This is a genomic window from Clostridium sp. Marseille-P2415, from assembly GCF_900155545.1.
Taxonomy (GTDB): Bacteria; Bacillota; Clostridia; order Lachnospirales; family Lachnospiraceae; genus Lacrimispora.
The window spans coordinates 2396251-2421211 of sequence record NZ_LT732526.1 but is presented as its reverse complement, the minus strand read 5'-3'; the positions used below and the strand labels follow the sequence as shown (position 1 = coordinate 2421211).

Annotated in this window: 17 protein-coding genes and 1 CRISPR repeat array (1 of these 18 cut by a window edge); of the genes, 15 read left to right on the top strand and 2 right to left on the bottom strand. The window is 46.7% G+C overall.

Annotation, left to right across the window (positions count from 1 at the left end):
- The first annotated feature begins 1 nt into the window (after nucleotide 1).
- Genes BQ9856_RS15960 through BQ9856_RS15950 form a run of 3 tightly spaced genes read left to right on the top strand, consistent with a single transcriptional unit; the run spans nucleotide 2 to nucleotide 4320 of the window.
- On the top strand, nucleotides 2-850 hold the full coding sequence (locus BQ9856_RS15960; RefSeq protein ID WP_077611916.1) for a carbohydrate ABC transporter permease: 849 nt from the start codon (nucleotides 2-4) through the stop codon (nucleotides 848-850).
- Nucleotides 851-868: 18 nt separating this feature from the next.
- Nucleotides 869-2917 (top strand): hypothetical protein, encoded by a 2049-nt coding sequence (locus BQ9856_RS15955; protein WP_200801316.1) that lies wholly within the window; start codon nucleotides 869-871, stop codon nucleotides 2915-2917.
- Nucleotides 2914-4320, top strand: coding sequence for a family 4 glycosyl hydrolase (locus BQ9856_RS15950; protein ID WP_077611914.1), 1407 nt, complete (start codon nucleotides 2914-2916; stop codon nucleotides 4318-4320). Before BQ9856_RS15955 ends, BQ9856_RS15950 begins: the two co-directional genes overlap by 4 nt.
- A 90-nt stretch (nucleotides 4321-4410) precedes the next feature.
- Here the strand turns inward: BQ9856_RS15950 and BQ9856_RS15945 are convergent, their stop codons facing one another.
- On the bottom strand, nucleotides 4411-5088 hold the full coding sequence (locus tag BQ9856_RS15945; protein WP_077611913.1) for a hypothetical protein: 678 nt from the start codon (nucleotides 5086-5088) through the stop codon (nucleotides 4411-4413).
- Between the two features lie 688 nt (nucleotides 5089-5776).
- Here BQ9856_RS15945 and BQ9856_RS15940 point away from each other — a divergent pair.
- From BQ9856_RS15940 to BQ9856_RS15890, 11 genes are all read left to right on the top strand, one after another.
- The gene (locus BQ9856_RS15940) at nucleotides 5777-7651 is read left to right on the top strand and encodes a PrpR N-terminal domain-containing protein (RefSeq protein WP_077611912.1); all 1875 of its coding nucleotides are present in this window, start codon (nucleotides 5777-5779) and stop codon (nucleotides 7649-7651) included.
- Between the two features lie 137 nt (nucleotides 7652-7788).
- Nucleotides 7789-8736, top strand: coding sequence for a 2-hydroxy-3-oxopropionate reductase (gene garR, locus BQ9856_RS15935; RefSeq protein WP_328587253.1), 948 nt, complete (start codon nucleotides 7789-7791; stop codon nucleotides 8734-8736).
- Between the two features lie 24 nt (nucleotides 8737-8760).
- Complete coding sequence (locus tag BQ9856_RS15930; RefSeq protein WP_077611910.1) at nucleotides 8761-9660, top strand: dihydrodipicolinate synthase family protein; 900 nt, start codon at nucleotides 8761-8763, stop codon at nucleotides 9658-9660.
- A gap of 90 nt (nucleotides 9661-9750) precedes the next feature.
- Complete coding sequence (locus tag BQ9856_RS15925; protein ID WP_077611909.1) at nucleotides 9751-10893, top strand: glycerate kinase family protein; 1143 nt, start codon at nucleotides 9751-9753, stop codon at nucleotides 10891-10893.
- A 62-nt stretch (nucleotides 10894-10955) separates the two neighbouring features.
- On the top strand, nucleotides 10956-11810 hold the full coding sequence (locus tag BQ9856_RS15920) for an aldo/keto reductase (RefSeq protein WP_077613405.1): 855 nt from the start codon (nucleotides 10956-10958) through the stop codon (nucleotides 11808-11810).
- A 366-nt stretch (nucleotides 11811-12176) separates the two neighbouring features.
- Entirely contained in the window at nucleotides 12177-13529 is a 1353-nt protein-coding gene (locus BQ9856_RS15915) for an enolase C-terminal domain-like protein (RefSeq protein ID WP_077611908.1), read from the top strand.
- A 22-nt stretch (nucleotides 13530-13551) separates the two neighbouring features.
- Complete coding sequence (locus BQ9856_RS15910; RefSeq protein WP_077611907.1) at nucleotides 13552-14049, top strand: tripartite tricarboxylate transporter TctB family protein; 498 nt, start codon at nucleotides 13552-13554, stop codon at nucleotides 14047-14049.
- Nucleotides 14050-14060: 11 nt separating this feature from the next.
- Entirely contained in the window at nucleotides 14061-15581 is a 1521-nt protein-coding gene (locus BQ9856_RS15905; protein WP_077611906.1) for a tripartite tricarboxylate transporter permease, read from the top strand.
- 17 nt (nucleotides 15582-15598) lie between these two features.
- A complete protein-coding gene (locus BQ9856_RS15900; RefSeq protein ID WP_235839227.1) occupies nucleotides 15599-16657 on the top strand; it encodes a tripartite tricarboxylate transporter substrate binding protein in 1059 nt (352 codons plus the stop codon).
- Nucleotides 16658-16849: 192 nt separating this feature from the next.
- A complete protein-coding gene (locus BQ9856_RS15895) occupies nucleotides 16850-18523 on the top strand; it encodes a S8 family peptidase (RefSeq protein WP_077611905.1) in 1674 nt (557 codons plus the stop codon).
- A 113-nt stretch (nucleotides 18524-18636) separates the two neighbouring features.
- Entirely contained in the window at nucleotides 18637-20307 is a 1671-nt protein-coding gene (locus BQ9856_RS15890) for a S8 family peptidase (protein WP_077611904.1), read from the top strand.
- Nucleotides 20308-20318: 11 nt separating this feature from the next.
- Here the strand turns inward: BQ9856_RS15890 and BQ9856_RS15885 are convergent, their stop codons facing one another.
- On the bottom strand, nucleotides 20319-21218 hold the full coding sequence (locus BQ9856_RS15885) for a LysR family transcriptional regulator (RefSeq protein WP_077611903.1): 900 nt from the start codon (nucleotides 21216-21218) through the stop codon (nucleotides 20319-20321).
- A 352-nt stretch (nucleotides 21219-21570) separates the two neighbouring features.
- On the opposite strand from BQ9856_RS15885, the gene BQ9856_RS15880 reads away from it, so the two are divergent.
- Nucleotides 21571-23658: a sodium-translocating pyrophosphatase gene (locus BQ9856_RS15880; RefSeq protein ID WP_077611902.1), complete on the top strand. Its 2088-nt coding sequence runs from the start codon at nucleotides 21571-21573 to the stop codon at nucleotides 23656-23658.
- Nucleotides 23659-24242: 584 nt separating this feature from the next.
- Nucleotides 24243-24961: a CRISPR direct-repeat array (repeat unit 32 nt; unit sequence GTCGAAGCTTATATAGCTTCGTGGATTGAAAT) (it continues 2487 nt past the right edge of the window).

The window sequence follows — 24961 nt, the reverse complement described above, 5'->3', positions numbered from 1 at the left end:
TATGGGGATGAAAACAAGAAAAAGAGTTAGTAAAATCATGTTTCATGTGATCGTAGGCAGCATTGCGGTTTTCATGTTTTATCCGATCGCATGGATGTTTTTCAGTTCCTTTAAGCCGACCGGCCAGGTCATGACCACAGTGGCAGAGCTTTTTCCAGGGCAATGGACCATGGGCAATTATTTTACCGGCTGGAAAGGGTTTGGCGGAATTACCTTTGCAACATTTTTTAAGAATTCCTTTTTCATTACCATTTTATCCACTGTGGGGGCAGTTGTGTCCTCGGCTCTTGTGTCCTATGGCTTTGCAAGAATACGGTTTAAGGGGAAGAAGATTTTATTTCTTTGCATGATGGCGACCATGATGCTTCCGGGCCAGGTGATCATGATACCCCAGTACATCATTTTTAATCTGTTTGGCTGGGTGAATACACCGCTGCCTATTATTGTGCCGGCATGGTGCGCGAAGCCGCTTTTTATCTTCATGGTCATGCAGTTCATTGAAGGAATCCCCAAGGATTTAGATGAAGCGGCGAAAATGGACGGATGCAGCCCGTATACCATTTTTTCACGGATCATCTGTCCTCTGGTAAAGCCGGCCATGGTCACTTGCGCAATTTTTGAGTTTTACTGGAAGTGGGATGATTATATGGGAGCCCTGCTTTACTTAAATTCCCCGGATAAATACACGGTCTCAATTGCATTAAAAAATTTCACGGATCCAATGAGCTCCTCGGATTACGGTGCCATGTTCGCCATGTGTGTATTATCCCTGCTGCCCATTGTCGTTATTTTTCTGATGCTGCAGAAATACATTGTTGAAGGCGTTGCGTCCACTGGAATTAAAGGTTGATTTAAGGAGGAATAAGTGATGAAAGACAGGATACTGTTTGAAGAGGATTTTAAGGGTTTTCTGATCGGAGAATTCCCCTATGACCGGGATCATTCTGCAGCAGGAGAATACCACTGCGTGGTACCGGAAGGCTATCGCGGAGCATGGACCGATCAGGTCTGCAATTTCCGCTATAACGGGCATGGCCCGTCCTGGATCATTACCGGGGACAACGGAAAACACTATATGGAACAGTGCAGGATCGAAAAAGGGCTGCCTCACAGGATTTTTCCCACCCTTCAGACCGGAAGCAGCTTCTGGAAGGATTATGACGTTTCCGTGACCATACGAAGGCTGTCCACAAAGGGCATGGCAGGGCTGGCCTTCTGCATGAACGACAGCATTGATACGCTGGTTCTGTCTATGGAATACAAAGACAGGATCCAGCTGGCATACCGGCATAAGGAGGAAGTGAAAGTCTTAAAGTCGGTTCCGTTCCCGACCGATGCCGATTCCTATTATACATTAAAGGCAGCGGTTGACGGGGATACGGTCCGCTGCATGGTCAATGGAGAGACTTTGTTCCATTATAGCGGAAAACTGGTGGAACGAGGCGGGAAAATCGGAATTACGGCGGACTGTCCGACTCAATTTACGGATATCGCAGTCATGGTGGAAGAGGAAAAGGCAGAGGAAATCAAAAGGGCGGAAACAGAGGATCAATTAAGGCTTCAGAACCTTCAGGCCCCTTATCCGTCCATGAAGCTCTGGAAGAAAATTGATTTGAAAAACTTCGGAACCAGCCGCCAGATCCGCTTCGGCCACCTGACCGGAACAAAAGAATGGTTTATGGTGATCCCCCAGGCTCAGAAACGGGTGGAACGGGATTCCTATTCCCATATAAGCTGCCTGACAGCCATTGATTTAGACGGGAACATTCTGTGGCAGCGGGGAGAGCCCTCGGAGATATCCAATGTCCTGGGAAAGATCAGTGCGGATCTGCCCTGCCAGGTCTATGACATAGATGGAGACGGCATAGATGAGGTGATCACGGCTCATAATTTTGAGCTGCAGATCCTGGATGGACGGACAGGTGAAATCAAAAAATCAGCGCCCACACCATTGTCTGAGGAAGAGGATGAAACCATTATCGGTCTGCCTTACAATATGTATGCCTTTGACCGGATCAATCCCGATGGAATCCGCATTGCAAATTTCCGGGGACTGGGAAGACCGGCAGATATCCTCATAAAGGACCGTTACTGCCGGGTATATGCTCTGGATTCTGATTTGAATGTAATGTGGAAGTACCAGAGTTCCAGGAATACAGGTCATTTTCCCCTGGCATTGGATATCAATGGCGACGGATGTGATGAAGTGCTTGTAGGATATACACTGCTGGACTGCAATGGAACGCCTTTATGGTCTTATCCGATTTATCTGGACCATACGGATGAAATTGTAGCCGGAAAGTTTAAGAGAAACAGTGAGAAAGGGTATTTTGCCTGCGTATCAGGGACCCAGGGGTTCTTTATCGGAGATTTTCAAGGGAATATCGTGACAAGAGATTATATCGGACACGCCCAGAGAATAAGCATAGGGAATTATGCGCCTGAACGGCCGGGATTTGAGATCGCAGTCACCAATTTCTGGGGCCACCAGGGCGTGATCTACCTTTACGATGATGAGGGGAACCTGCTTTGGGAAAAGGAAAATGAGAGAAACGGCAATATTCTGGCTCCGGTCAACTGGCTCGGAAACGGAGTGGATTTTTTCCTGACCAACGCGGACCCGGAAAAGGGCGGGCTCATGGATGGGCATGGAGACATTGCCGTACCGTTCCCGGATGACGGGCATCCGGTGATGTGCTGCGAAGCCATTGATTTATGCGGGGATGACAGGGATGAGCTGGTGGTATGGGATTACCATGGACTTTTTATCTACACCCAGTCGGATGGGGAAAGGGAGACCACCTGTCATCCGGTGAAATATCCGTTTTACAATGCTTCCAATTACCGGGGAGAGTTTTCCTTTCCAGACCGGTCCTACATAACATTCTGTGAAAATCCAAAGGAGGAATCAAAATGATTTATAATGACAATCGATGTTTAGATGTGAAAATCGCGTATATTGGAGGCGGAAGCCATGCCTGGGCTTGGGTGTTCATGACGGACCTTGCAAAAGAGACCGGGCTTTCCGGAACAGTCAGGCTTTATGATATCAATGAGGAAGCTGCCAGGTTAAATGAAAAAATCGGCACTGCCCTGTTTGAAAGAGAGGAGGCAAGGGGATGCTGGCGGTTTGAAACAAAAACTTCTCTGAAGGATGCGCTGGACGGTGCGGATTTTGTTATTATTTCTATTTTGCCGGGAACCTTTGATGAGATGGAATCCGATGTACATGCTCCGGAAAAATACGGCATCTACCAGTCCGTGGGAGATACAGCCGGGCCGGGTGGGCTTTTAAGGGCATTAAGGACGATTCCCATGTATGTGGAAATTGCCGGGGCAGTGAAAGCGCATTGTCCCGATGCCTGGGTCATTAACTATACGAATCCCATGTCCCTGTGCGTGAAAACCCTGTATCATGTATTTCCGGAAATCAAGGCTTTTGGCTGCTGCCATGAGGTGTTTGGTACCCAGAAGGTTCTTAGGGACATCTGCAAGATGGAAACAGGGGAAAAAGATATAAAACGGGAAGACATCCATGTCAGCGTGGTTGGGATCAATCATTTTACATGGTTTACCAGGGCATCCTATAAAAATATGGATCTGTTTCCCGTATACCGGAAATTCATCGGGGAACATTTTGTGGAAGGCTATGATGATCCGGACCGCAACTGGATGAACGGAACCTTTAACTGTGCCCACCGTGTTAAATTTGACCTTTTTAACAGGTATGGGGCCATTGCGGCGGCGGGGGACCGCCATTTGGCGGAATTTTTGCCGGGGGACCAGTATTTGAAGAATCCGCAGACCGTCACGGAATGGAAATTCGCTCTGACACCGGTAGCATGGAGAAAGGAGAGGCAGAAGGAAAAGAATGCTCAGGCACTTAAGCTGGCCGGAGGGGAGGAGGTGCTGGAGCTTAAGGATACCGGGGAAGAGGGGATCCGGCTCATAAAAGCACTTTGCGGATTAGGACGGTTTGTCAGCAATGTGAATATTCCCAATTATGGGGGACAGATTCCGAATTTTCCAAAGGATGCAGTTGTTGAAACCAATGCAGTGTTTTCCAGAGATGAAATAAGCCCTGTTTTTGCCGGGGAATGTCCGGGGGGAATTTTAACCCTCACCATGCCTCATATAAAGAGCCATGAAATGATATTGGCTGCAGCCCTGACCTGTAATTTTGAAGAAGCGTTTCTGGCCTTCATGGCTGATCCGTTAGTGAAAGGGCGGATCAGCTTTGGGGACGGTGAAAGGTTGTTTCAGGAAATGTTAAAGAATACGGCTGATTATCTGCCGGAGGGGTGGAAACGGTATTTTTAGAGATGCATGATAACACAGCCCGATTTTGACCACAACAGGAGCGGCAGGATCGGGCTGTATGCTTTGTATGTACTGCGGCGAAGGATTGGATCAACACAGCTTATCTAAATATTCAAAGTCAGGTGCAGTATGTTCATTTTCCCATTGAGGCCGAGCCTTCTCCAAAAGCTGTCTTGCCCCGGTTTTATCGCCTTCTGCAAGCATTTGAAAGATCAATAAGATGTTAATCAGACCACCTAAATGAGTATGATCGCTCAGTTTGGAAAAAGGGGTTTTCTGCTGCGTTAAAATAAGGACTGCCTTTTCATCCTCGTGCAAATAAAAATGAACATATGCCAAATCTGCCCAATATACAAATTTGTTGATTCCAGCCAGTTTACGGGGATTTATTTGCAAAAGCAACTCTTTTGCTGTGCTGTAATCTTTCTTTTCACAATAAGCAGCACAAAGATTGAGCTTAAGGATACTGCAAATCTGCGGTGACTTTTTTCCCATCAGGAGAGCGTTGATTTCGCTGATATAACGGTCTGCATCGTGTTCCTGTAAAAGAACAGACTGTAAAGAGCGCAGTTTTTGATTGAACTTACGATACCACATCAGGTCGATTGCAATAGAAGTCAAAGCCACTATACTAAGATATATCACTATGAGAACTTTCTTAGCAGAAGCGTTGAGATCAAAAGCTGCTGTAAAAACCCCAAGCGATGCGGATACTATAATTACAGCAATCCAAAAAACAATTCGTATTCTTCTCTTATTTTTTTCCATTTATATATCCTCCGCGCCATCTTCTCTTGTTTCCAATAATCATGGTCTTTCAAAGAATTGTTTACCATCTGTATTCCAGTTTGTGAATTGCTCATATGAAACTACCCCATATACTGGGAAAAGGATTGTACATTGAAAAAGGATATGCTATCATTGTGACATGGAACAATCATGTCACTGCAAGGGCGTTGGCCTTCCATCATACATAGATGGGAGGTGGTGGGATGAAGTATAGCTTTCAGGATCTTATGACTTTTGGGCTGTTCATCATTGCATTACTTACCTTTATTTTCGTTAATTGTAAGTAACGTTTTTCTGAAATCCTAGAAATAGGTATAGAAAAACCACCCTTGTAAACTTGGTCGTTGAGTAGGGTGGAATTTTCTATCATACATAGATGGGCCAACCCCTTGTGGGTGGTTGTTCCTTTTGTAATTCTAATATAGCATATCATGTGCAGGTTTGCAATATCTTACTACTTTTTTTCTGTTCTTTCGCCAAAAAAATTCTTTAATTCCATGTGTATAATGAGCAGATTAATAAGCCCATAGTATTTTAGTATTATTTGGTTAAACATTAAGTTCAGTACCTGAAAAGAGTTATTTTTTACATTAAGAAAGAAAATGGACAGAAATTTCCGATTGTAGTAAAATGAACAAAACAGGCGTTTAGAAAAACAGGAGGAAGCATGGGAAAGATTGCATTACTTGTATCCAGAGAAGAAATGCTGTATCAGGCACATAATATCCTGCAGGAAAAGAAATATGAGATCAAAGAAATGCGGGTAATAAAAACGGAAGATGCTGTTACCGAGGCAAGACAGTCCATAGCAAGTGGCGCCTCCATCATCATCGCCAGAGGGCTTCAGGCTTCGCTCATCAAGCAGTATACGGATATTCCGGTGGTGGAAATCGTCATAACAGCCCAGGAAATGGCACTGCTGGTCAATAAAGCAAAGCAGATTTTGAAAAAAGAGAGCCCGGTGATCGGAGTTGTGGGTTTTCAGAATATGTTCTGTGATATGTCTTATTTTGATACCATATATGAGATCGATATGAGAACATATTTTGCTGAAAAAGGTGATCTGCTTGAGGATATGGCAAAACAGGCGGTAAGTGACGGGGTGGATTTAATCATAGGTGGGGATACGGCAGTCGGCATAGCAGGAGAGGCAGGGATTCCATCCCTGTTTTTATCCAATACCGAGGATTCCTTAAAGAATGCCTTTTCCATGGCAGAAAGCGTGGATTATGCCATGGGGGTAGAGAAACGAAATGCCGCCCAGATCGAGACGCTTTTGGATTACTCCTTCAATGGCGTGGTAAGACTGGATGCTTCCGGAACGATCATGGACTTAAACCCCATTATGGAAGATATTCTTGGGAAAAAGAAAGAAAATGTTCTTGGACGGGCTGCCGGTGAGATATTCCGGGAGCTTATCGGAGAACCGTTCCGCCAGGTGCTGGAGTATGGGAAAGAATCCTATTCCCTGTTTATGCAGATCAACCGGACCTCTGTTTTTGCCATTGTGGCGCCGGTGGTGATCGATAAACGGGTGGAAGGTGCCATTCTTACCTGCCACCGCATGAAGAAACATAAGCCCAGGGAGTTGGATTCTAAGGGAAAACACCATTTAAGGGGATTCATTGCGTTAGGAGAATTTGATGATATCCTTCAGGAATCAGGTGCCATGCAGGAATGCGTACGGCTGGCCAAGCTATATGCGCTGTCGGAGAAAGCGGTTTTGATCACAGGAGAGGCGGGAACGGAAAAACGGCTGCTGGCCCAGAGCATTCATAACGCGGGCCTGCATAAGGAGGGGCCGTTTGTGGCTTTATCCTGCGACGGAGCCGGAGATGATGTACAGCTTGATATGATCTTCGGGGATAAGGGAGCCATCGTCCAGGCAAAAAGCGGCACTCTTTTGCTGGAGGAGGTACAGTGCCTTACCAGGGACAACCAGTACCGGCTCTGCCAGCTGCTCCGTTATAAGCAAAGGCTTGGAAAAGACGGGGCCGGATATCCGGGAATGGATGTGCGGGTAATGGTCACCACCGATGTTCCTTTCATAAAACTGGTGGAAAAGGGGATCATGAGGGAAGACCTGTATTATCTTCTAAATGGGCTTACCGTCAGGATTCCTCCTTTACGGGAACGGAAAGAGGATTTGGAGCGGAAGTTAAAGGAATGCATTCGGGAATGCTGTGAGCACTATTCCCGGTTCCACGTGCTGACCCGGGGAGCTGAAAAGCTGCTGCTTGATTACCCCTGGGATGGAAATGCACTCCAGGTGGAAAGCTTTTGCGAACGTTTGATTCTGACAGCAAATAAAAGAAGCCTTGATGAGGCTTTTGTGGAACGCAATTTGGAAGAACTCTATCCCAGACGGCATACAGACCAGAACGATAAGGAAAAAGGGCAGGAAAAGCATCTTCCGGAAGAAGCGGAAAAAATTGCGGAAGCGCTCACCAGGTTTGGCGGAAGCAGGGAAAAGACCGCAGGAGAACTGGGAATCAGCAAAGCAACGCTGTGGCGTAAAATGAAGAAATACCATTTGGAATAAATCGGGTTTTTGAAAAGAAAGTGAAATAAATATGCAATAAATGTGAAATAATATATGGTTTGTACAAGAAATGACCTTCCATTCGGTAAATCCGCCCATAGCAAATCTCTTTTGGTTTTTCTATAATCAAAGCAGAGATGGGGAAAGCCCATCGGTTACTGATAAGCAGAATAAAAAAAGAGAGGAAAAGCAAAATGAAAATTGGATTTATCGGATTAGGAATCATGGGAAGACCTATGGCAAAGAACCTGATAAAGGCAGGTCATGAATTAGTAGTATTTGATTATAATAAAGAAGCGGTTGCCGATCTGGTTACCAACGGCGCAGCAGAGGCTGCAAACGGCAAAGAAGTGGCTTCCCAGTGTGAGGCAGTCATCACCATGGTACCGAACTCTCCTCATGTAAGAGCAGCAGTTTTAGGGGAAAATGGCGTTGCAGAGGGAGCAAAACCGGGAACCGTTGTCATTGATATGAGCTCCATTGACCCGACCGAAAGCAGGGCCATCGGTGCGGAGCTTGAAAAGGCCGGGATCGAAATGTTAGATGCGCCGGTATCCGGCGGGGAACCAAAGGCAATCGACGGAACCCTGTCCGTAATGGTAGGCGGTAAGAAAGAGCTGTTTGATAAATATTATGACATGCTCATGGTGATGGCAGGTTCTGTGGTTTACGTAGGCGAGCTGGGCTCCGGCAATGTGGCAAAGCTGGCAAACCAGATCGTGGTTGCGGTCAACATTGCAGCCGTATCAGAGGCCCTTACCTTTGCCAAAAAGGCCGGCACAGACCCGGAACTGGTATATCAGGCGATCCGCGGCGGTCTGGCAGGTTCTACCGTTATGGACGCAAAAGCGCCGATGATGCTTAACAGAAACTTTAATCCGGGCTTCCGCATCGAGCTGCACATCAAGGATTTAAACAATGCCTTAAACGCAGCCCATGCCATCAGCTCCCCGGTGCCGTTAACCGGACAGTTAATGGAGATCATGCAGGGACTTAAGGCCGACGGCTTTGAGAAAGAGGACCATTCCAGCATTGTAAAATACTATGAAAAAATTGCCAATACCACTGTAAAACCAGGGAAATAAAATCTGGCAGGAGAGGATCGAAATATGAATACAGATTTTATCAAAGGTGTTATCGTTCCCATTCTCACGCCCATCGATGAGGACGAGAGAATTGATGAGGTAAAATTACGGGATCAGGTGGATTATGTCATAAACGGCGGCGTTCTGGGGATCCTGGCTTTCGGAAGCAACGGGGAATTTTACGTGGTGGAAGAGGATGAGATGGAGCGCGGACTGAAGATCATGGTCGATCAGTCTGCCGGAAGGGTTCCGGTATATTTTGGCATCGGCGCCATCAGCACAAGGAAATGCTGCCGCCTTGCGAAAATGGCCGTGGAAAACGGAGCGGCAGGAATTTCCGTCCTGCAGCCGATGTTTTTAAAGCCCACCGAGGCAGAGCTTTATGAACATTTTAAAACCATAGCGGAGTCCGTTCCAAATACTCCAATGCTTCTTTATAATAACCCCGGGCGTGTGGGTTACACCATGTCAGGCAGCCTGGTAGAGAGGCTTGCTTCCGGGATTCCCAATATTGTGGGAATGAAGGATACCAGCGGGGATATTACCCAGACAGCAGAATTCATCCGCAGGACCCGTCACAAGGGCTTTAAGGTATTCGGGGGAAAGGACACTCTGTTATATGCTTCCATGTGCCATGGAGCGGTGGGCGGCGTGTGCACGGCAGCCAATTTCATGCCGGAACTGATTACCGATGTTTACAATAAATACATGGCAGGTGATTTAAGCGGTTCTCTGGAGGCACAGTTTAAGCTCAATCCGGTCCGTCTGTCCATGGACCCGGCAAGCTTCCCGGTTGCAGCAAAGGACATGGCAAATTTAAGAGGCAGAAATGTGGGACTTCCATACAAGCCCAATCTTGCAACTCCCAAAGGCCCGGTATTAGAACGGATCAGGAAGGAAATGGAAACAGCAGGGCTTTTATAATCAATTATAAGCTTGATGGGCAGGCTGGTGGCTTTTGATAGGCTGCCGGCCTGTTTTCGTAGCATTTACAACAGGAAAGGGGTATGATTCATGAAATTTTTATTTGCATCGGATTCATTTAAAGGTTCCTTATCATCCGAGAAGATCGTGGGAATCCTGACAGAGTCAGCAAAAAGCGTATTTCCGGACTGCGAGTGTGCAGGCGTATCGGTTGCCGATGGGGGAGAGGGGACCGTAGATGCGGTGATCCATGCCATGAAGGGACAGATCCGGTCCATTCCCGTACACGGTCCGTTAATGGAGGCAGCAGCCGCATCCTACGGAGTGTTCCAGGGCAGTCATGCGGTGATCGAAATGGCAGCCGCATCCGGCCTTCCCATGGTTCCCGCGGAAAAGAGGAACCCGCTTCATACGACCACATACGGCACCGGAGAATTGATCAGGGACGCGCTGGAACAGGGATACCGGAAAATTGCCATTGCAATCGGGGGAAGTGCGACCAATGACGGAGGCATGGGAGCCATGTCAGCCCTTGGAGTGCGGTTCTTTGACAAAGAAGGAAATGTGCTGACCGGATTCGGCGCTGACGTCGGAAGAGTTGACCGCATTGATGTGAGCGGACTGCATCCGGCCGCAGCGGAGGCGGAATTCACCGTCATGTGCGATGTGACCAACCCGCTTACCGGGCCGGATGGGGCGGCCTATACCTTTGGAAAGCAGAAGGGAGGCACCCCGGAAATACTCACCGGGCTGGAAGCAGATATGGAGAAATATGCAAAGAAGCTTTTTGAGCTGACCGGCATTGATGTAAATCAGATTCCGGGCTCGGGAGCTGCAGGAGGGCTGGGAGCTGCTTTAAAGGTTTTTCTGCATGCAAATATGAAATCCGGGATTGAAACGGTTCTGGATCTGATCGAATTTGATTCCCTGTTAGAGGGTGTGGATCTGGTCATTACAGGAGAAGGCCGGATGGACTGGCAGTCGGCTTTTGGCAAAGTTCCAAGCGGAATCGGCATGCGCTGCAGGGCAAAAGGGATTCCGGCCGTAGCTATCGTAGGCGGCATGGGAGAAGGTGCGGAAAAAATCTATGAATTTGGCATTGAAAGTATAGCGACCACCATTCAGGGCGCAATGCCCATTGAAGAGGCCATGGAGCGGTCAGAGGAACTGTACCGGAGCGCAGCTGTGCGCACCTTCCGCATGCTTCGTGCAGGTATGGGATTAAACGCATAGAAAAGAGGGATTTTATAAAAACAGGAAATATGCAGGAAAAGAAAGGATTGGAGGAAAAGCGGATGGAAAAAATGGTGACGCTGCCCGATGGGACAGAAGTCCCGGCGATCGGGCAGGGGACATGGTTTCTTGGGGAACGGACAGGAAACAGGGAGAGCGAGGAAGAAACCCTTCGGGCCGGTATTGATGCAGGCATGACACTTCTTGATACGGCTGAAATGTATGGAAACGGGAAGGCCGAAGAACTTATTGGACAAGCCATAAAGGGGTATGACCGGAGCAGCCTGTTTCTGGTATCCAAGGTGTACCCTTACAATGCAGGAAGAAAAAACATTTTTAAGAGCTGCATGGAAAGCATGGGGCGTCTGAATACCGGTTATCTGGATCTGTATCTTCTCCACTGGCGGGGAGGGATCCCTTTAAAGGAAACGGTGGAGTGCATGGAGCAATTAAAAAAAGAGGGAAAAATCCGCAGCTGGGGAGTATCCAACTTTGATACGGATGATATGGAAGAATTATGGAGCGTGCCGGGAGGGAAGAACTGTGCGGTGAATCAGGTGCTGTACCATGTGGCGTCAAGAGGCATTGAGTATGATCTGCTTCCGTGGATGCGGGAGCATGGCGTACCTGTGATGGCTTACTGTCCTCTGGCTCAGGCAGGGGATTTAAAAAGGGGACTTTATGAGAGTCCGGTACTTTCACGAATTGCCGAAGCGCACCAATGCAGTATCTCCCAGGTACTCCTGGCATTTGTCATCCGCGGCGGTGATGTGATCGCGATTCCCCGCACCGGAAAAAAGGAGCATGCGCTGGATAATGCCAAGGCGTGGGAGGTGGAATTGACAGAGGAAGAAATGGCAGAAATTGACCGGGCCTTTCCTGCTCCTGCAAGAAAGGTATATTTGGATATTGTATAAAGCGGCCGTCCATCCTGGAATTTGCGGAACATGTACTGGAAAAAGAGGGGATGGAGGTATAGTATGAACTATAACCAGGGAAGGACTCCTGCTTTAAAAAAGATTGCAATATTTTTGCAATCTTTTTTTGCGGCCGTTTCAGGGGAATACAATGCCCTTGACACCCACTGTATCTGACAGGAAGGCGCATCAGTTATATCTGCCTTATCTGGTTCGTTGATAAAATCCGGTTATTAAAGTTTCTTATTGACACAATCGGTATTAATAATTGGATTTATGGAATGACCGTTGGTATAATGCATATGACAAGTGAATGACAAAAAATAAAAAATATGCAATATGACCAAAGGAAGGAAACAGAAGGATATGGAATATAGCAGGACACCAATCGTAACAGAAATGCAGGTCATTCCTGTTGCGGGATATGACAGCATGCTGATGACTCTAAGCGGAGCCCATGCGCCATGGTTCACAAGAAATCTGGTGATTTTAAAGGACAATGCAGGGAATACGGGGATCGGCGAGATTCACGGAGGGGATTATACCTGTGAGGCATTGAAAAGCTGCACGCCTCTGGTGGTGGGACAGCCGATCGGAAAATACCGGACCATTTTAAATACCATCCATAATGCAGGTACAAGGTCAGAAGAAGATGACGGGGAAGGAATCCAGTCCCTGGATATCAGCAAGCTGAAATTTGTGGTAAAGGCAGAGTGGGCCATTGAGTGCGCGCTCCTTGATCTGCTTGGACAGCATCTGGGACTTCCCATGTGTGAATTACTGGGTGACGGCAAGCAGCGGGATAAGGTAGAAACCCTGGGCTATTTATTCTATGTAAGCGATAAGGAGAAAGCATCGCCGGAGCTTCCCTATCTGGATGAAAGCGGCAGCAGGGACCCGTGGTTCCAGCTTCGCCGCCGGGAGATGCTGACTCCGGAACGCATTGTGGAGCAGGCAGAAGTACTTCATGAAAAATATGGATTCCGTAATTTCAAGCTGAAGGGCGGCGTTCTTCCGGGGACAGAAGAGATGAAGGCGGTCCTGGCGCTTAAGGAAGCTTTCCCAAAAGGACGCATTAACATTGATCCCAACGGAGCGTGGAGCTTAAAGGAAGCCATTGAACTCTGCAAGCCTATGGAAGGCATTTTAACCTACATAGAAGACCCGTGCGGTCCGGAAGCCGGTTATTCCAGCCGGGAAGTGATGGCTGAATTTAAGAATGCGGTCAGCCTTCCGGTGGCAACGAATATGATTGCAACGGACTGGAGACAGTTTTACCATTCGGCAGCCCTTAAATCTGTGGATATTGTGCTGGCAGATCCGCATTTCTGGGGATTTGGAGGAAGTGTCCGCATGGCTCAGATCCTGAATGACTGGGGACTGACCTGGGGGAGCCATTCCAACAATCATTTTGATATTACCCTGACGGCATTTGCCCATGTGGCAGCGGCAGCGCCCGGAAATCCCACGGCCCTTGATACCCACTGGATCTGGCAGGATGGCCAGAATCTGTTACATGACACGCCTGCGATCGTAAACGGATATTTAGAAGTTCCGCAAAAGCCGGGCCTGGGAGTTACCATTGATATGGGGCGGGTCATGGAGGCTAACGCACTGTACAACAGCCTTCGCTCCCATGACAGGGATGATGCCATGGCAATGCAGTATCTCATACCGGATTGGAAGTATAACTGTAAGAAACCGGCATTAGTAAGGTGAAAATAAAGTAAGGGGGAATATTATGTTTATCAAAAAATATGGGGATATCATCGTTGGAGTGTTCTTCATGCTGTTGTCGGCCGGAATGATGATTATGGCAAAAATGCTTCCGAAATCGGCAATCATGGAAATCGGACCGGATTTCATGCCGGTATGTATCGGCGTTGTGACGTTTATTCTGGCAGCGGCCCTGGCATTTTTAAATATAAAAAATTTAAAATCCAGGATCGCACAGGCGGAAGCAGAAGAGCTGGAGAAGCTGGATTATAAAAGAGTGCTCATCAGTTTTATCATGATACTGGTATACGTATTTCTGCTTCAGCCGGCCGGTTTTATTGTTGCAACATTTGTGTATCTGCCGGCTCAGATGTTCGTATTGGCGCCAAAGGATAAAAGAGAAAAAAAGGACATGATCCAGCTGCTTGTGGTTTCATTTATTTTTACATTTGTCGTATTTTTCTTATTCCGGTATGGATTTAAGATTGTGCTGCCGGCCGGTATCTTTACGATTAATTTATAGGAGGAGAAGATATGAATGCTTTCGTATCATTAGGTAATGCTTTTGTGAGCATCTGCAATCCGGCTTCCCTTTTGCTTATGGCAGCCGGGGTAGTCGTAGGAATTATTTTCGGTTCCATTCCAGGGCTCTCTGCAGCCATGGCTGTAGCGCTGTTTCTGCCGCTGACTTTCAGCCTGGCGCCCTCCATGGGGATGAATATGCTGGTAGCTGTTTACATCGGGGGTATTTCGGGAGGTTTGATTTCAGCAATTCTTCTCAACATGCCGGGAACGGCTTCATCCATTGCCACCTGTTTCGATGGTTATCCCATGGCAAAGAAGGGAGAAGCCGGTAAAGCGTTGGGATACGGTATCGTGTTTTCCTTCCTGGGTTCTGTATTCTCCTTTCTGATCCTGACTTTCTGCGCGCCGCTCTTAGCAGATATCGCGTTAAAGTTTACTCCGGCTGAGAACTTTGGAATCTCCTTTTTTGCTCTTACCATGGTGGCGGTTCTGGCCTCCGGATCTATGGTAAAGGGTGTCCTGGCCGGTATGCTGGGCCTGATTTTCTCTCTGGTAGGAATGGCTCCTATTGATGGGACTCCCCGTTTTATCTTCGGCAACAGTTCCCTGATGGCCGGTTTTGATACATTGCCGACTCTGATTGGTATTTTTGCTATCTCCGAGATTCTCATTACCGCAGAAGCCATGGGGACCGGTAAGGTAGAGACCATAAAAATGAAGCCGGTCAAAGGCTTTGGCTTTACCAGGAAGGAATTTGTGTATCAGATTCCCAATGCGGTCCGTTCTGCTCTTATCGGCACCGGAATCGGTATTTTGCCGGGAATCGGAGGAAGTACTTCCGGAATGCTGTCTTATGTAACCGCAAAAAACATGTCCAAGCACTCGGATGAGTTTGGAAAAGGGTGCCCGGATGGAATCGTGGCAACCGAGACAGCGAATAGTGCCACCATTGGAGGGGCTATGATTCCGCTTCTGGTACTTGGAATTCCGGGAGACGGCGTAACTGCCATGATGTTAGGCGGATTTCTGATTCACGGTTTGTCCGCAGGACCTCTGCTGTTTGTTAAGAATGCAGATGTTGTATATGGGATATTTGCAGCCTGCATGATCTGCAGCGTATTCATGCTTGGCATTGAGTTTTTCGGAATCAAGGCGTTTGTCCAGCTTTTGAAAGTTCCGAAACACATTCTTATGCCTTTGATCCTGGTTCTGTGCTGCGTTGGGGCTTATGCGACCAATAACCGGATTTTTGATGTACAGTCCATTGTCTTATTTGGACTGGTCGGCTACTTATATCACAAGTTTAAGCTGCCTGCCACACCTTTTGTATTGTGCTTCCTGATCGGAGAGATGCTGGAGACATACCTCCGCCGGGGAATTATGCAGTACAAATCTTTTGGGGCATTTTTCAAAAGACCGATTTTCGATGCGTTCTTTTTCATTGCGATCGGGGTGGTGGTATGGTCTGTATATAAAGAATACAAAATGTATTTAAAGAAGAAGGCAGTTCAGGCAGCGGAACAATCATAAAAAGGAGAGTAAAGACTATGAAAAAAAGATTTTTGGCAACAGTAATGGCGGCGGGGCTGGTACTTGGCATGACTGCATGCGGAGGAAGCCAGACACAGACAACAATAGCGGCAGCAGCAACCACAGAGGCAAAGACAGAAGCAGGCTCCAGTGCCGGAACAGAGGCAGCATCAAACGGAACTCAGGGGGCCTCCACCTGGAAGCCGACAACCACCGTATCCATCGTGGTTCCTGCAGGTGCAGGCGGCAACACAGACCTTTCCGCCCGTGTCTTTGCAGAATATGCCAAGAAAATGACCGGTGCGGATTTTATCGTTGTTAATGCAAACGGAGCAGCCGGTTCCGTGGCAGCGAACCAGGTGCGTTCCGCGGCTCCCGACGGACATACCTTCCTGTATGGCCATAACCTGGTAAACGTGGCGAATATCGCAGGAGTTACCGATTACAATTATACCGCATTTAAATTAGGACCCACCTTTGCTCTTGATCCGGCACAGCAGTTTTATGCAAATCCGGAAAAATACAAAACTCTGGATGAGTTCATTCAGGCAGCGAAAGCGGCTCCCGGCCAGTTAAAGGCCTGTACTGAGGTTGGGGGATATACTTACTATGAGCTTCTTGCCTTTGAAAAAGCAGCGGGGATTGATCTGGATCTGGTAGATGTAGGTTCCAACTCCGACAAGATCGCAGCTATGCTTTCCGGCCAGGCAGATTTGATGCCGGGCGCCTACATTAACTGTAAGGATTATCTGGAAGCCGGCCAGTTCGTATGCTTGGGAGCTCCGACAGAAGAGCGTTATGACCTGATCTTTGATATCCCGACCTTAAAAGAGCAGGGCGTTGATCTGGTATATCCGGACTGTGAATTCTCTTTCTATTTCCCGAAGGAAACGCCTGATGATGTTATCTCGTGGTACGATGAACTGGTAAAGAAGATGACCGAAGAACCGGAGGTTCAGGATGCCATCGCTAAGGTAGAAATGATGCCTGATTATTTAAGCTCTGCAGATTCTGAGAAAAATGATGAAAAGATTTATAATACCATTAAACAGATTGCAGATGAGTTAGCAAAATAATTTCAATCAGAAAAGACTTAGCATAACATAATATTAGAAAAGCGGGCACGGTTATGAACCGGTTGCCCGCTTTTTGGATGCAAAATGCTGCGTCCATGTGCTTTAACAGCTCCCTCTGACTCTCATAACAGGCCCTTTGCTGCATAAGATAAAACAAATACTCCATTAAAACAAACCTGGAGGTTTATAAATTTGGAAAAAATATTGGACAATGATTATTATGACCTTATCATTAACAACGTTACGGTCCCATTATACGATACGGGAGATAATATAACATTGCTGAATGTCAGACACTCTTTGCTGCATGTCCCTGTAAATAATTCCGATGCCTGTAACCTGGGTCTGCATCCTTATCACAGCTTTCCAACCCTATACACGCCGACTTCAACGATCAGCATCGAAAAATCCGGAATAGGAACCGTTCAGAGAAATCCTTTTTTAGGACTGTCAGGGCGGGGAATCATCATCGGCATAATTGATACCGGCATTGATTACCGGCATCAGGCATTTTTATATCATGATAATACCACCCGCATACTTTCCATATGGGATCAGTCCATACAGGATGGTCCGCCTCCGGAAGGTTTTTCGTTCGGTACGGAATACGGCAGACAGATCATCAATGCGGCATTAAGCTCGGAAGATCCTTTATCCATTGTTCCCTCCACAGACACCGTTGGGCATGGAACAGCGATCTCCAGTATTATTGCCGGGAAACCTGAGGAAGAACAGTCTTTTTCCGGTATTGTACCGGAATCGGAACTGGTGGTTGTAAAACTGAAAGAAGCAAAACAAAATCTCAAAAATATTTTTTCCGTCCCGGATGATGTCCTGTGTTTTCAGGAATCAGATATCATACTTGGATTGCGTTATCTGGCTTCCTTTTCACAGCGCGTGGGCCGCCCCATGGTCATATGCATTGCTCTCGGGAGCAGTCAGGAAGGACATGACGGGAGCGGTGCTTTAAGCAACGATTTAAATTCCTATGCACAGATGCCCGGAATCGGCATTACGGTCTCCGCCGGTAATGAAGGGAACAGCCGCAGACATTATTTTAACAGCACTTCATCAGAACCTTTCTACCATGATTTCGAATTAAGGATAGGGGAAAAAGATAAAATGTTTTCCATGGAAATCTGGCCATATGCTCTGGGACAGCTTTCCATTGATGTTTCCACTCCCAACCGGGAATCCACACAGCAGATTTATCCTGCCATTGGCAATTGCGGAAGGTATAGATTCATATTTAGCCCTGGCACCGTTTGGGTCAACAACATTACTTTTGAGGAAGAAAGCGGAGACCAGCTGATACTGTTACGCTTTGAAAATGCCGTTCCGGGAATTTGGAGATTCCGGGTCCGGAGTAAGGAAAACGAACCGTTATCCTTCCATTGCTGGCTGCCATCCGGTAATCTGATTTCAGATGAAACCTTTTTTCTTAAATCAAATCCGGATACCACCATAACCTCTCCGGGAAACGGTATTCATCAGCTGACGGTTACTGCATATAATCAGTTCGATGACAGCATTCTGGCAGAATCAGGCAGAGGTTATACAAGAAGCGGCATGGTGAAACCGGATATCGCAGCTCCGGGTTATCAGATTCCCTGCGCTCTTCCCGGAAACCGGTATGGAACAGTTACAGGAACCGGTGCCGCTGCGGCCCATGCAGCAGGAGCCGTTGCCATGATCATGGAATGGGGCATTCCCAGAGGAAATTTCTCTTCAATATCCGGAAATGTCATTAACTACTTAATGATAAGGGCAACAAGGAGAGATGGTACAAATATTTATCCGAATAACATATGGGGATACGGGCCGTTGGATATTAACAATCTGTTCTGGCGGCTTACCAACATTTAATGCGTTCACCGTTCCGCCTTCCGGTGCCGCAGATAACTTAAGCTGCGGCTCATAATGAAAACCCTGCCGCATAAAAATATCATAGGCAGCATACGCAATGGACAGGGGGATTGATGTTGAATAAAATATTGGATAATAATTACTATGATCTGGTCATTTTTAATACTTCGGTTCCATCCTATGATACGGGAGATAATATTACATTGCTGAGTGAACGGCATTCTCTGCTTCATATATCTAAGACTGCCATGGAGCCCTGCGACCTGGGTATGTATCCATACTATAACTTTCCGTCACTTTTTACTCTTGAATCTACTGTCAGTATAGAGAAATCCGGTATCGGAACCGTCCAGCGGAATCCGTTTTTAAGTTTGTTTGGGAAGGGAATTCTCATTGGTGTTATTGATACAGGCATTGATTATCAGCATCCGGCATTCCGCAATAAAGAGGGAACCACCCGTATCCTTTCTATATGGGACCAGACCGAACAGAGCGGAACATCTCCCGAAGGGTTTACTTTTGGCAGTGAATACAGCATGGAACAAATCAATCTGGCATTAAAATCGGATGATCCTTTCTCTATAGTTCCTTCGGCGGATACAAATGGACACGGAACGGCAATGGCCAGTATTATCGCCGGAAAACCCAATGCAGAACAGTCTTTTTCCGGCATTGTTCCGGAATCTGAGCTGGTAGTCGTGAAGCTGAAGGAAGCGAAGCAAAACTTAAAGAAACTCTTTTTTGTACCGGAGGATTCCTATTGCTTTCAGGAATCCGACATCATTTTGGCGGTAAGTTATCTGCGCTCTGTTTTCCAAAGAGTGAACCGTCCCCTTATTATATGCATTGCTTTGGGAAGCGGCCAGGGAGGACATGACGGGCAGGGGCTGTTAAGCAGCTACTTTAATTATATTGTTCAGCTGCCGGGGATCGGCGTCTCAGTTGCCGCCGGAAATGAAGGGAACAAGCGCAGGCATTATTTTAACCGCACCGCTGCCGCACCCTATTATAACGACTTTCAATTAAGAGTAGGAGAGAATGATAAAAATTTCGCTCTGGAAATCTGGCCATATATACCCGGAAGGCTTACCGTTGATGTTTCTTCTCCAAACAGGGAATCCACCCAGCGGATTTATCCTTCGATTCAAGATTGCAGAAAGTCTGATTTTATCTTTACCCAGAGTACTGTTTGGGTGAATAACATCATTTTTGAGGAATTGACCGGAAATCAGCTGATTTTAATCCGGTTTGGCAATGCAGTACCCGGAGTCTGGTATCTCCGGGTCCAAAGCCAGGATGAAGAGCCCTATTCTTTTCATTGCTGGCTGCCCTCCGGAGATCTGATTTCTGATGAAACTTTTTTTATTAATGATAACCCGGATACTACCGTTAACTCTCCGGGCAATGGGATCCATCAGCTGACAGTTACTGCCTATAATCAGTTGAATGGCAGCATTCTGGCGGAGTCAGGCAGAGGGTATACCAGAAGCGGCCAGGTAAAACCGGATATTGCAGCTCCGGGCTATCAGCTGTCCTGCGCAGTTCCCGGGAACCGGTATGGATCAGTCACAGGAACGGGAGCTGCCGCGGCTCATACGGCCGGCGTTGTTGCTATGGTCATGGAATGGGCCATTCCACGGGGAAATTATACTTCCATAACCGGATATGATATCAACCGCATGATCATGCGCGGAGCAAAGCGCAGCCGGACAGAAGCGTATCCAAATAACATATGGGGATACGGTCAACTGGAGATAAACAATCTGTTTGAACGGCTTTCATAGCCAGCTGCTTATTATATTGAATGGAAATAATTTTTTATATCATTGCAGAAGCTTTCCCCGGCCTTGCTTAAGATCCAGTTCTTTCTGGTTACCAGGGCATTTAGCCTGGTTAAGCGGGGGGAAACGGAGTAGTAGGCAACATGCTCCCGGTCCCTGGCGCAGGATTCGCTGATAAAGGTAACACCGATTCCCATGGCAACCATGCTCCGGGTGGTGGATATGCTGTTGGTTTCACATACGGTACTGGGGATCCAGTCCGCTTTTTCCAATACCGTATCGGTCAGGTTGCGCAAGGTGGATCCTTTTTTTGACAGCAGGATGTTTTCATCACCAAAATTTTCTGCAAATTCGCTGATCTTAATGGGTCTGTCCGGATTCTTCCTTCGGTAAGGGTGGCTGACCGGAATGGAGAAAAGCACCTCTTCTTCCCTCAGTATGTGAACCTGATCCGGGGAAAACGGTTCAGTGACATTTAATGCCATGATCGCGCAGTCAATGCTTTCTTCCAGTATAAGCTTTGTCAGGGTCGGTAAATTTGTCTCTGAAATCTCGATGGTTACTTCCGGATAGCGGTTTTTAAAGGCCGGTATGATCTCTGTAAGCATCTCCAGCCCGAACTGTGAGGTGACACCGACGGTTAAGTGCCCCCGGTTATCGATGTTCTGTATATTCTGATAGAGGATATTCTTAATGGACATCACCTTTTCGGCCGCCTGAATGTAGAGCTGTCCCGCCGGAGTCAGGGTCAGGCGGCCTTTGCTCCGGTAGAAAAGCGGAGTGCCCAGTTCGCTTTCCAGTTTCGATAAGTACTGGCTTAAGGTGGACTGGGAAACGTACAATTCTTCCGCTGCTTTTGTCATATTTTCTTTTTTGGCAATGGTTAAAATATAACTGAGATACCGGGTGTCCATGATGAGTTCTCCTTTGCGTGACTGGCTGGTTCTATGATGCCGCTACAATGATATATTATATCAAATGAGAAATCATTTTAAAAGGAATGAAATGTTGAAATTTGTAGAAATCAGAAGACCTGTAACAGTATTTTAAGGCAAAACGTACTGTTTGTGATATGAGACATAAATATACCGATGAAGAAATATATTTTTCAGCAATTAAGTACAATAATATCCTTTTATTTACAAAAAACGACAGGTAAATTTTAACAAAATATATATGCGAAATTATAGAAAAAAGTGATATTATATACAGTGACAAAATAGATAACTCTTTTCATTTTTAAGAAAGTAGGAGGTTAATGGTACCATGGGGAATTTAAACTTATTTCTAATCATTTCCATTTTTGTTTCTATCTTTGCGTTTGCGTTCGCGGTCTGGTTGTACCGCTGGGTTTTTGCACAACCGTCATCCAATAAGCGGGTGGAAGAGGTCGGGGGCTACATCAGGCAGGGCGCAAATACATTTCTTCGAAAAGAGTATCTCGTTCTTATGAAATTCTGCGGGGGAGCCGCTCTCCTGATTTTTTTGTTTCTGCCTTCTCCCGTCTGGAATGGGGGTTCTGTTTTACATAATCTAACAATCGTTCTTGCTTACATCTGCGGTACTGTTTTTTCCGCGGCCGCCGGCAAGATCGGGATTCAGGTAGCCACCGTAGCCAATATTAAAACCGCTGAATCAGCCCAAAAAGGCGGCTTAAAGCCTGCGTTTCTGGCTGCCTTCCGCGGAGGGGCGGTTATGGGCATGGCTGTGGTGGGCAGTTCTCTTTTGGGGGTAACGCTTGTAATGCTCATCACCAGGGATTCCACGGCGTTACTGGGATTCAGCTTTGGTGCCAGTTCCCTGGCTTTGTTCGCCAAGGCCGGCGGGGGAATCTTCACCAAGACAGCAGATATCAGCGCTGACCTTGTTGGTAAGGTGGAGTTAGGAATCCCTGAGGATGACCCCCGCAACCCGGCCGTAATTGCCGATAATGTGGGTGATAATGTGGGCGATGTGGCAGGCATGGGGGCAGACCTGTTTGATTCCAATGTGGCTTCCATGGCATCTGCACTTGTCATGGCAATCGCTCTGGGTAATAAGATGGGGACCGATTTCGCAGCCATGGTATTCTGCTACGCGGCCCTGGGCCTTTTGTCTTCGATCATCGGCGTCATGGCGGCGCGCATGGGAAAAAAGGGCGATCCTACCCTGGCGCTTAATATGAGCACCTATATTACCACCGGTATTTTCACGGTTCTCACTGCCGGTGCGACCATGGCCTTTCAGTTTGACTGGCGCATTTGGGGGGCTACCGCAGTTGGCCTGTTTGTCGGAGTCATCATTGGCATTACCAGCGACTATTTCACCAATGACAATAAAAAACCGGTCCGCAATGTTGCCAGGGCATCGGAATCCGGACCGGCATTTACGATCCTGTCCGGCGTATCCTATGGCTTTTTAAGCGTTTTGCCGGCCATGGTCGGTATTGGAGTCTCTGCAATGATTTCCTATAATCTTTGCGCTTCCATCGCTCCCGATGATCCTACTGCCGGGATGTTCGGTATCTCAATGGCGGCGGTGGGAATGCTCTCCATCGTAGGAATGATTATTTCAAACGATGCTTATGGACCGATTGCTGACAATGCCCGGGGTCTGGTGGAAATGGGGGATCTGGGGGATGAGGCACTTGAGATCACGGACTCTCTTGACAGCGCGGGCAATACGGTAAAAGCCGTGACCAAGGGCTTTGCCATTGCCGCTGCGGGTCTGACCATCATCTCACTTTTAGGCGCTTTCATGAGCGAAGTGAACGAGGCAGCGGGTGCCACGGTTTTGACCGGGTTTGATATCATCAACCCCACTGTATTTTTCGGAATGCTGGTGGGGGCAGCCATCCCTGCCATCTTTTCTGCTATGCTGATGCTGGGAGTCGACCGGAATGCACAGCGGATGGTTTCGGAAATCCACCGCCAGTTCCGGGAGATCAAGGGCTTAAAGGAAGGCAAGCCAGGGGTAATTCCTGAGTATGATAAATGCATTGATATTGCGACCCATGGGGCGTTAAAGGAACTGATTCCTGCCGGTCTCGTGAGTATCATCGTTACCATTGTGGTCGGTTTTATCGGCGGTGTGGAGGCAATGGGAGGTTATCTTGCAGGAAATATTATCAGCGGCCTGCTGCTTGCATTGTTCATGAGCAATTCGGGCGGTTTGTGGGATAATGCGAAGAAGTACATTGAAGCAGGAGGAAACGGGGGGAAGGGCAGTGAGGCCCATAAGGCTGCAGTTGTTGGGGATACGGTTGGTGACCCGTTTAAGGATACGGCCGGTCCATCGCTTAATACTCAGATCACGGTTGTTTCACTGGTGGCGTCCCTGATGTCTTCTTTGTTCCTGGCGTTTTCGCTGTTTTGATGTTTTTGTTTTGAGTAACTGGAGTGTTGTTAGAATTGAATAGGCTTTTGGGGAACGCAGTAGTTTGCTGCGTTCCTTTTGCATAGAGCATTCGTGGTGTTTGATGATATGTTTTTGTGTATGAGGTTGTATTAATAATTTTTGTAAAGAAAATGAGGTTTCTTTGGTATTTTATGTTGTTATGTGATAAAGTTATAATAATGATATATTTTATTAAAATATAGAAGTTGAATGAAATTAGTTATAGCATGATGATATGATATTGTTTATATAAGGTAATTAATGCTTTATTTTATGAGTTAGGTGTAATTTAAAAAATATAAAATAATTATACAGATTGAAATAGGATTTATTATTGTCTTGTTTAAAATAAAGTGTAAGAAATTTTAGTTTAATGAAGAAATAATCAATTGGTGCGAAACTCAAGTGAACATAAATTCCCTGGGGGATTCGCACTTTAATTATGGGGGAGAGTTGCACTATTTTTTAAGGATACTGGATTTAATTTGATTAATGTTTGGTTTTGTTGTATAATTGTATCAAAATTTTGAAAGGTGAGGAGGGGAATATTAGATGTATTTGCTGTCGAAGCTTATATAGCTTCGTGGATTGAAATCATCGTTTCACCACCTTTCGACCTGCCATCTTCAGTCGAAGCTTATATAGCTTCGTGGATTGAAATCAGAAGGATGCAAACGTCATTTTAGCTCGTACATGTCGAAGCTTATATAGCTTCGTGGATTGAAATCAGAGCAGCCAGAAACGCATACAAGGAACGGCAGGTCGAAGCTTATATAGCTTCGTGGATTGAAATCGAAGACCGAAAATATTATTGCATCAGCCAGGAGTCGAAGCTTATATAGCTTCGTGGATTGAAATTATTTAATTACATCCTCCACTCAGCCCCAGCTGCGTCGAAGCTTATATAGCTTCGTGGATTGAAATCTGCATATCGTTAATCAATCTCCCCTGAGCCTTGTCGAAGCTTATATAGCTTCGTGGATTGAAATCCCGGACAAGGCGAGGCTTAACCGAAAAAAGTTTGGTCGAAGCTTATATAGCTTCGTGGATTGAAATCATGATCTTGGCTGTTACATCCTCGGTAGGCGCTCGTCGAAGCTTATATAGCTTCGTGGATTGAAATGCAATAATGCTTTTTATAGCCTCAAATTTAGCCGGTCGAAGCTTATATAGCTTCGTGGATTGAAATAGGTAGTCTATGGGCGGCTTGCGCTCCTTTTTTAGTCGAAGCTTATATAGCTTCGTGGATTGAAATTTTTAACGCTGCTGCATCTTCTGAAGT

What these genes read in the sequence shown, in the direction of transcription:
- BQ9856_RS15960 (WP_077611916.1), top strand. Translation starts at nt 2, where the DNA reads ATGGGGATGAAAACAAGAAAAAGAGTTAGTAAAATCATGTTTCATGTG.
- BQ9856_RS15955 (WP_200801316.1), top strand. Translation starts at nt 869, where the DNA reads ATGAAAGACAGGATACTGTTTGAAGAGGATTTTAAGGGTTTTCTGATC.
- BQ9856_RS15950 (WP_077611914.1), top strand. Translation starts at nt 2,914, where the DNA reads ATGATTTATAATGACAATCGATGTTTAGATGTGAAAATCGCGTATATT.
- BQ9856_RS15945 (WP_077611913.1), bottom strand. Translation starts at nt 5,088, where the DNA reads ATGGAAAAAAATAAGAGAAGAATACGAATTGTTTTTTGGATTGCTGTA.
- BQ9856_RS15940 (WP_077611912.1), top strand. Translation starts at nt 5,777, where the DNA reads ATGGGAAAGATTGCATTACTTGTATCCAGAGAAGAAATGCTGTATCAG.
- garR (WP_328587253.1), top strand. Translation starts at nt 7,789, where the DNA reads ATGGGGAAAGCCCATCGGTTACTGATAAGCAGAATAAAAAAAGAGAGG.
- BQ9856_RS15930 (WP_077611910.1), top strand. Translation starts at nt 8,761, where the DNA reads ATGAATACAGATTTTATCAAAGGTGTTATCGTTCCCATTCTCACGCCC.
- BQ9856_RS15925 (WP_077611909.1), top strand. Translation starts at nt 9,751, where the DNA reads ATGAAATTTTTATTTGCATCGGATTCATTTAAAGGTTCCTTATCATCC.
- BQ9856_RS15920 (WP_077613405.1), top strand. Translation starts at nt 10,956, where the DNA reads ATGGAAAAAATGGTGACGCTGCCCGATGGGACAGAAGTCCCGGCGATC.
- BQ9856_RS15915 (WP_077611908.1), top strand. Translation starts at nt 12,177, where the DNA reads ATGGAATATAGCAGGACACCAATCGTAACAGAAATGCAGGTCATTCCT.
- BQ9856_RS15910 (WP_077611907.1), top strand. Translation starts at nt 13,552, where the DNA reads ATGTTTATCAAAAAATATGGGGATATCATCGTTGGAGTGTTCTTCATG.
- BQ9856_RS15905 (WP_077611906.1), top strand. Translation starts at nt 14,061, where the DNA reads ATGAATGCTTTCGTATCATTAGGTAATGCTTTTGTGAGCATCTGCAAT.
- BQ9856_RS15900 (WP_235839227.1), top strand. Translation starts at nt 15,599, where the DNA reads ATGAAAAAAAGATTTTTGGCAACAGTAATGGCGGCGGGGCTGGTACTT.
- BQ9856_RS15890 (WP_077611904.1), top strand. Translation starts at nt 18,637, where the DNA reads ATGTTGAATAAAATATTGGATAATAATTACTATGATCTGGTCATTTTT.
- BQ9856_RS15885 (WP_077611903.1), bottom strand. Translation starts at nt 21,218, where the DNA reads ATGGACACCCGGTATCTCAGTTATATTTTAACCATTGCCAAAAAAGAA.
- BQ9856_RS15880 (WP_077611902.1), top strand. Translation starts at nt 21,571, where the DNA reads ATGGGGAATTTAAACTTATTTCTAATCATTTCCATTTTTGTTTCTATC.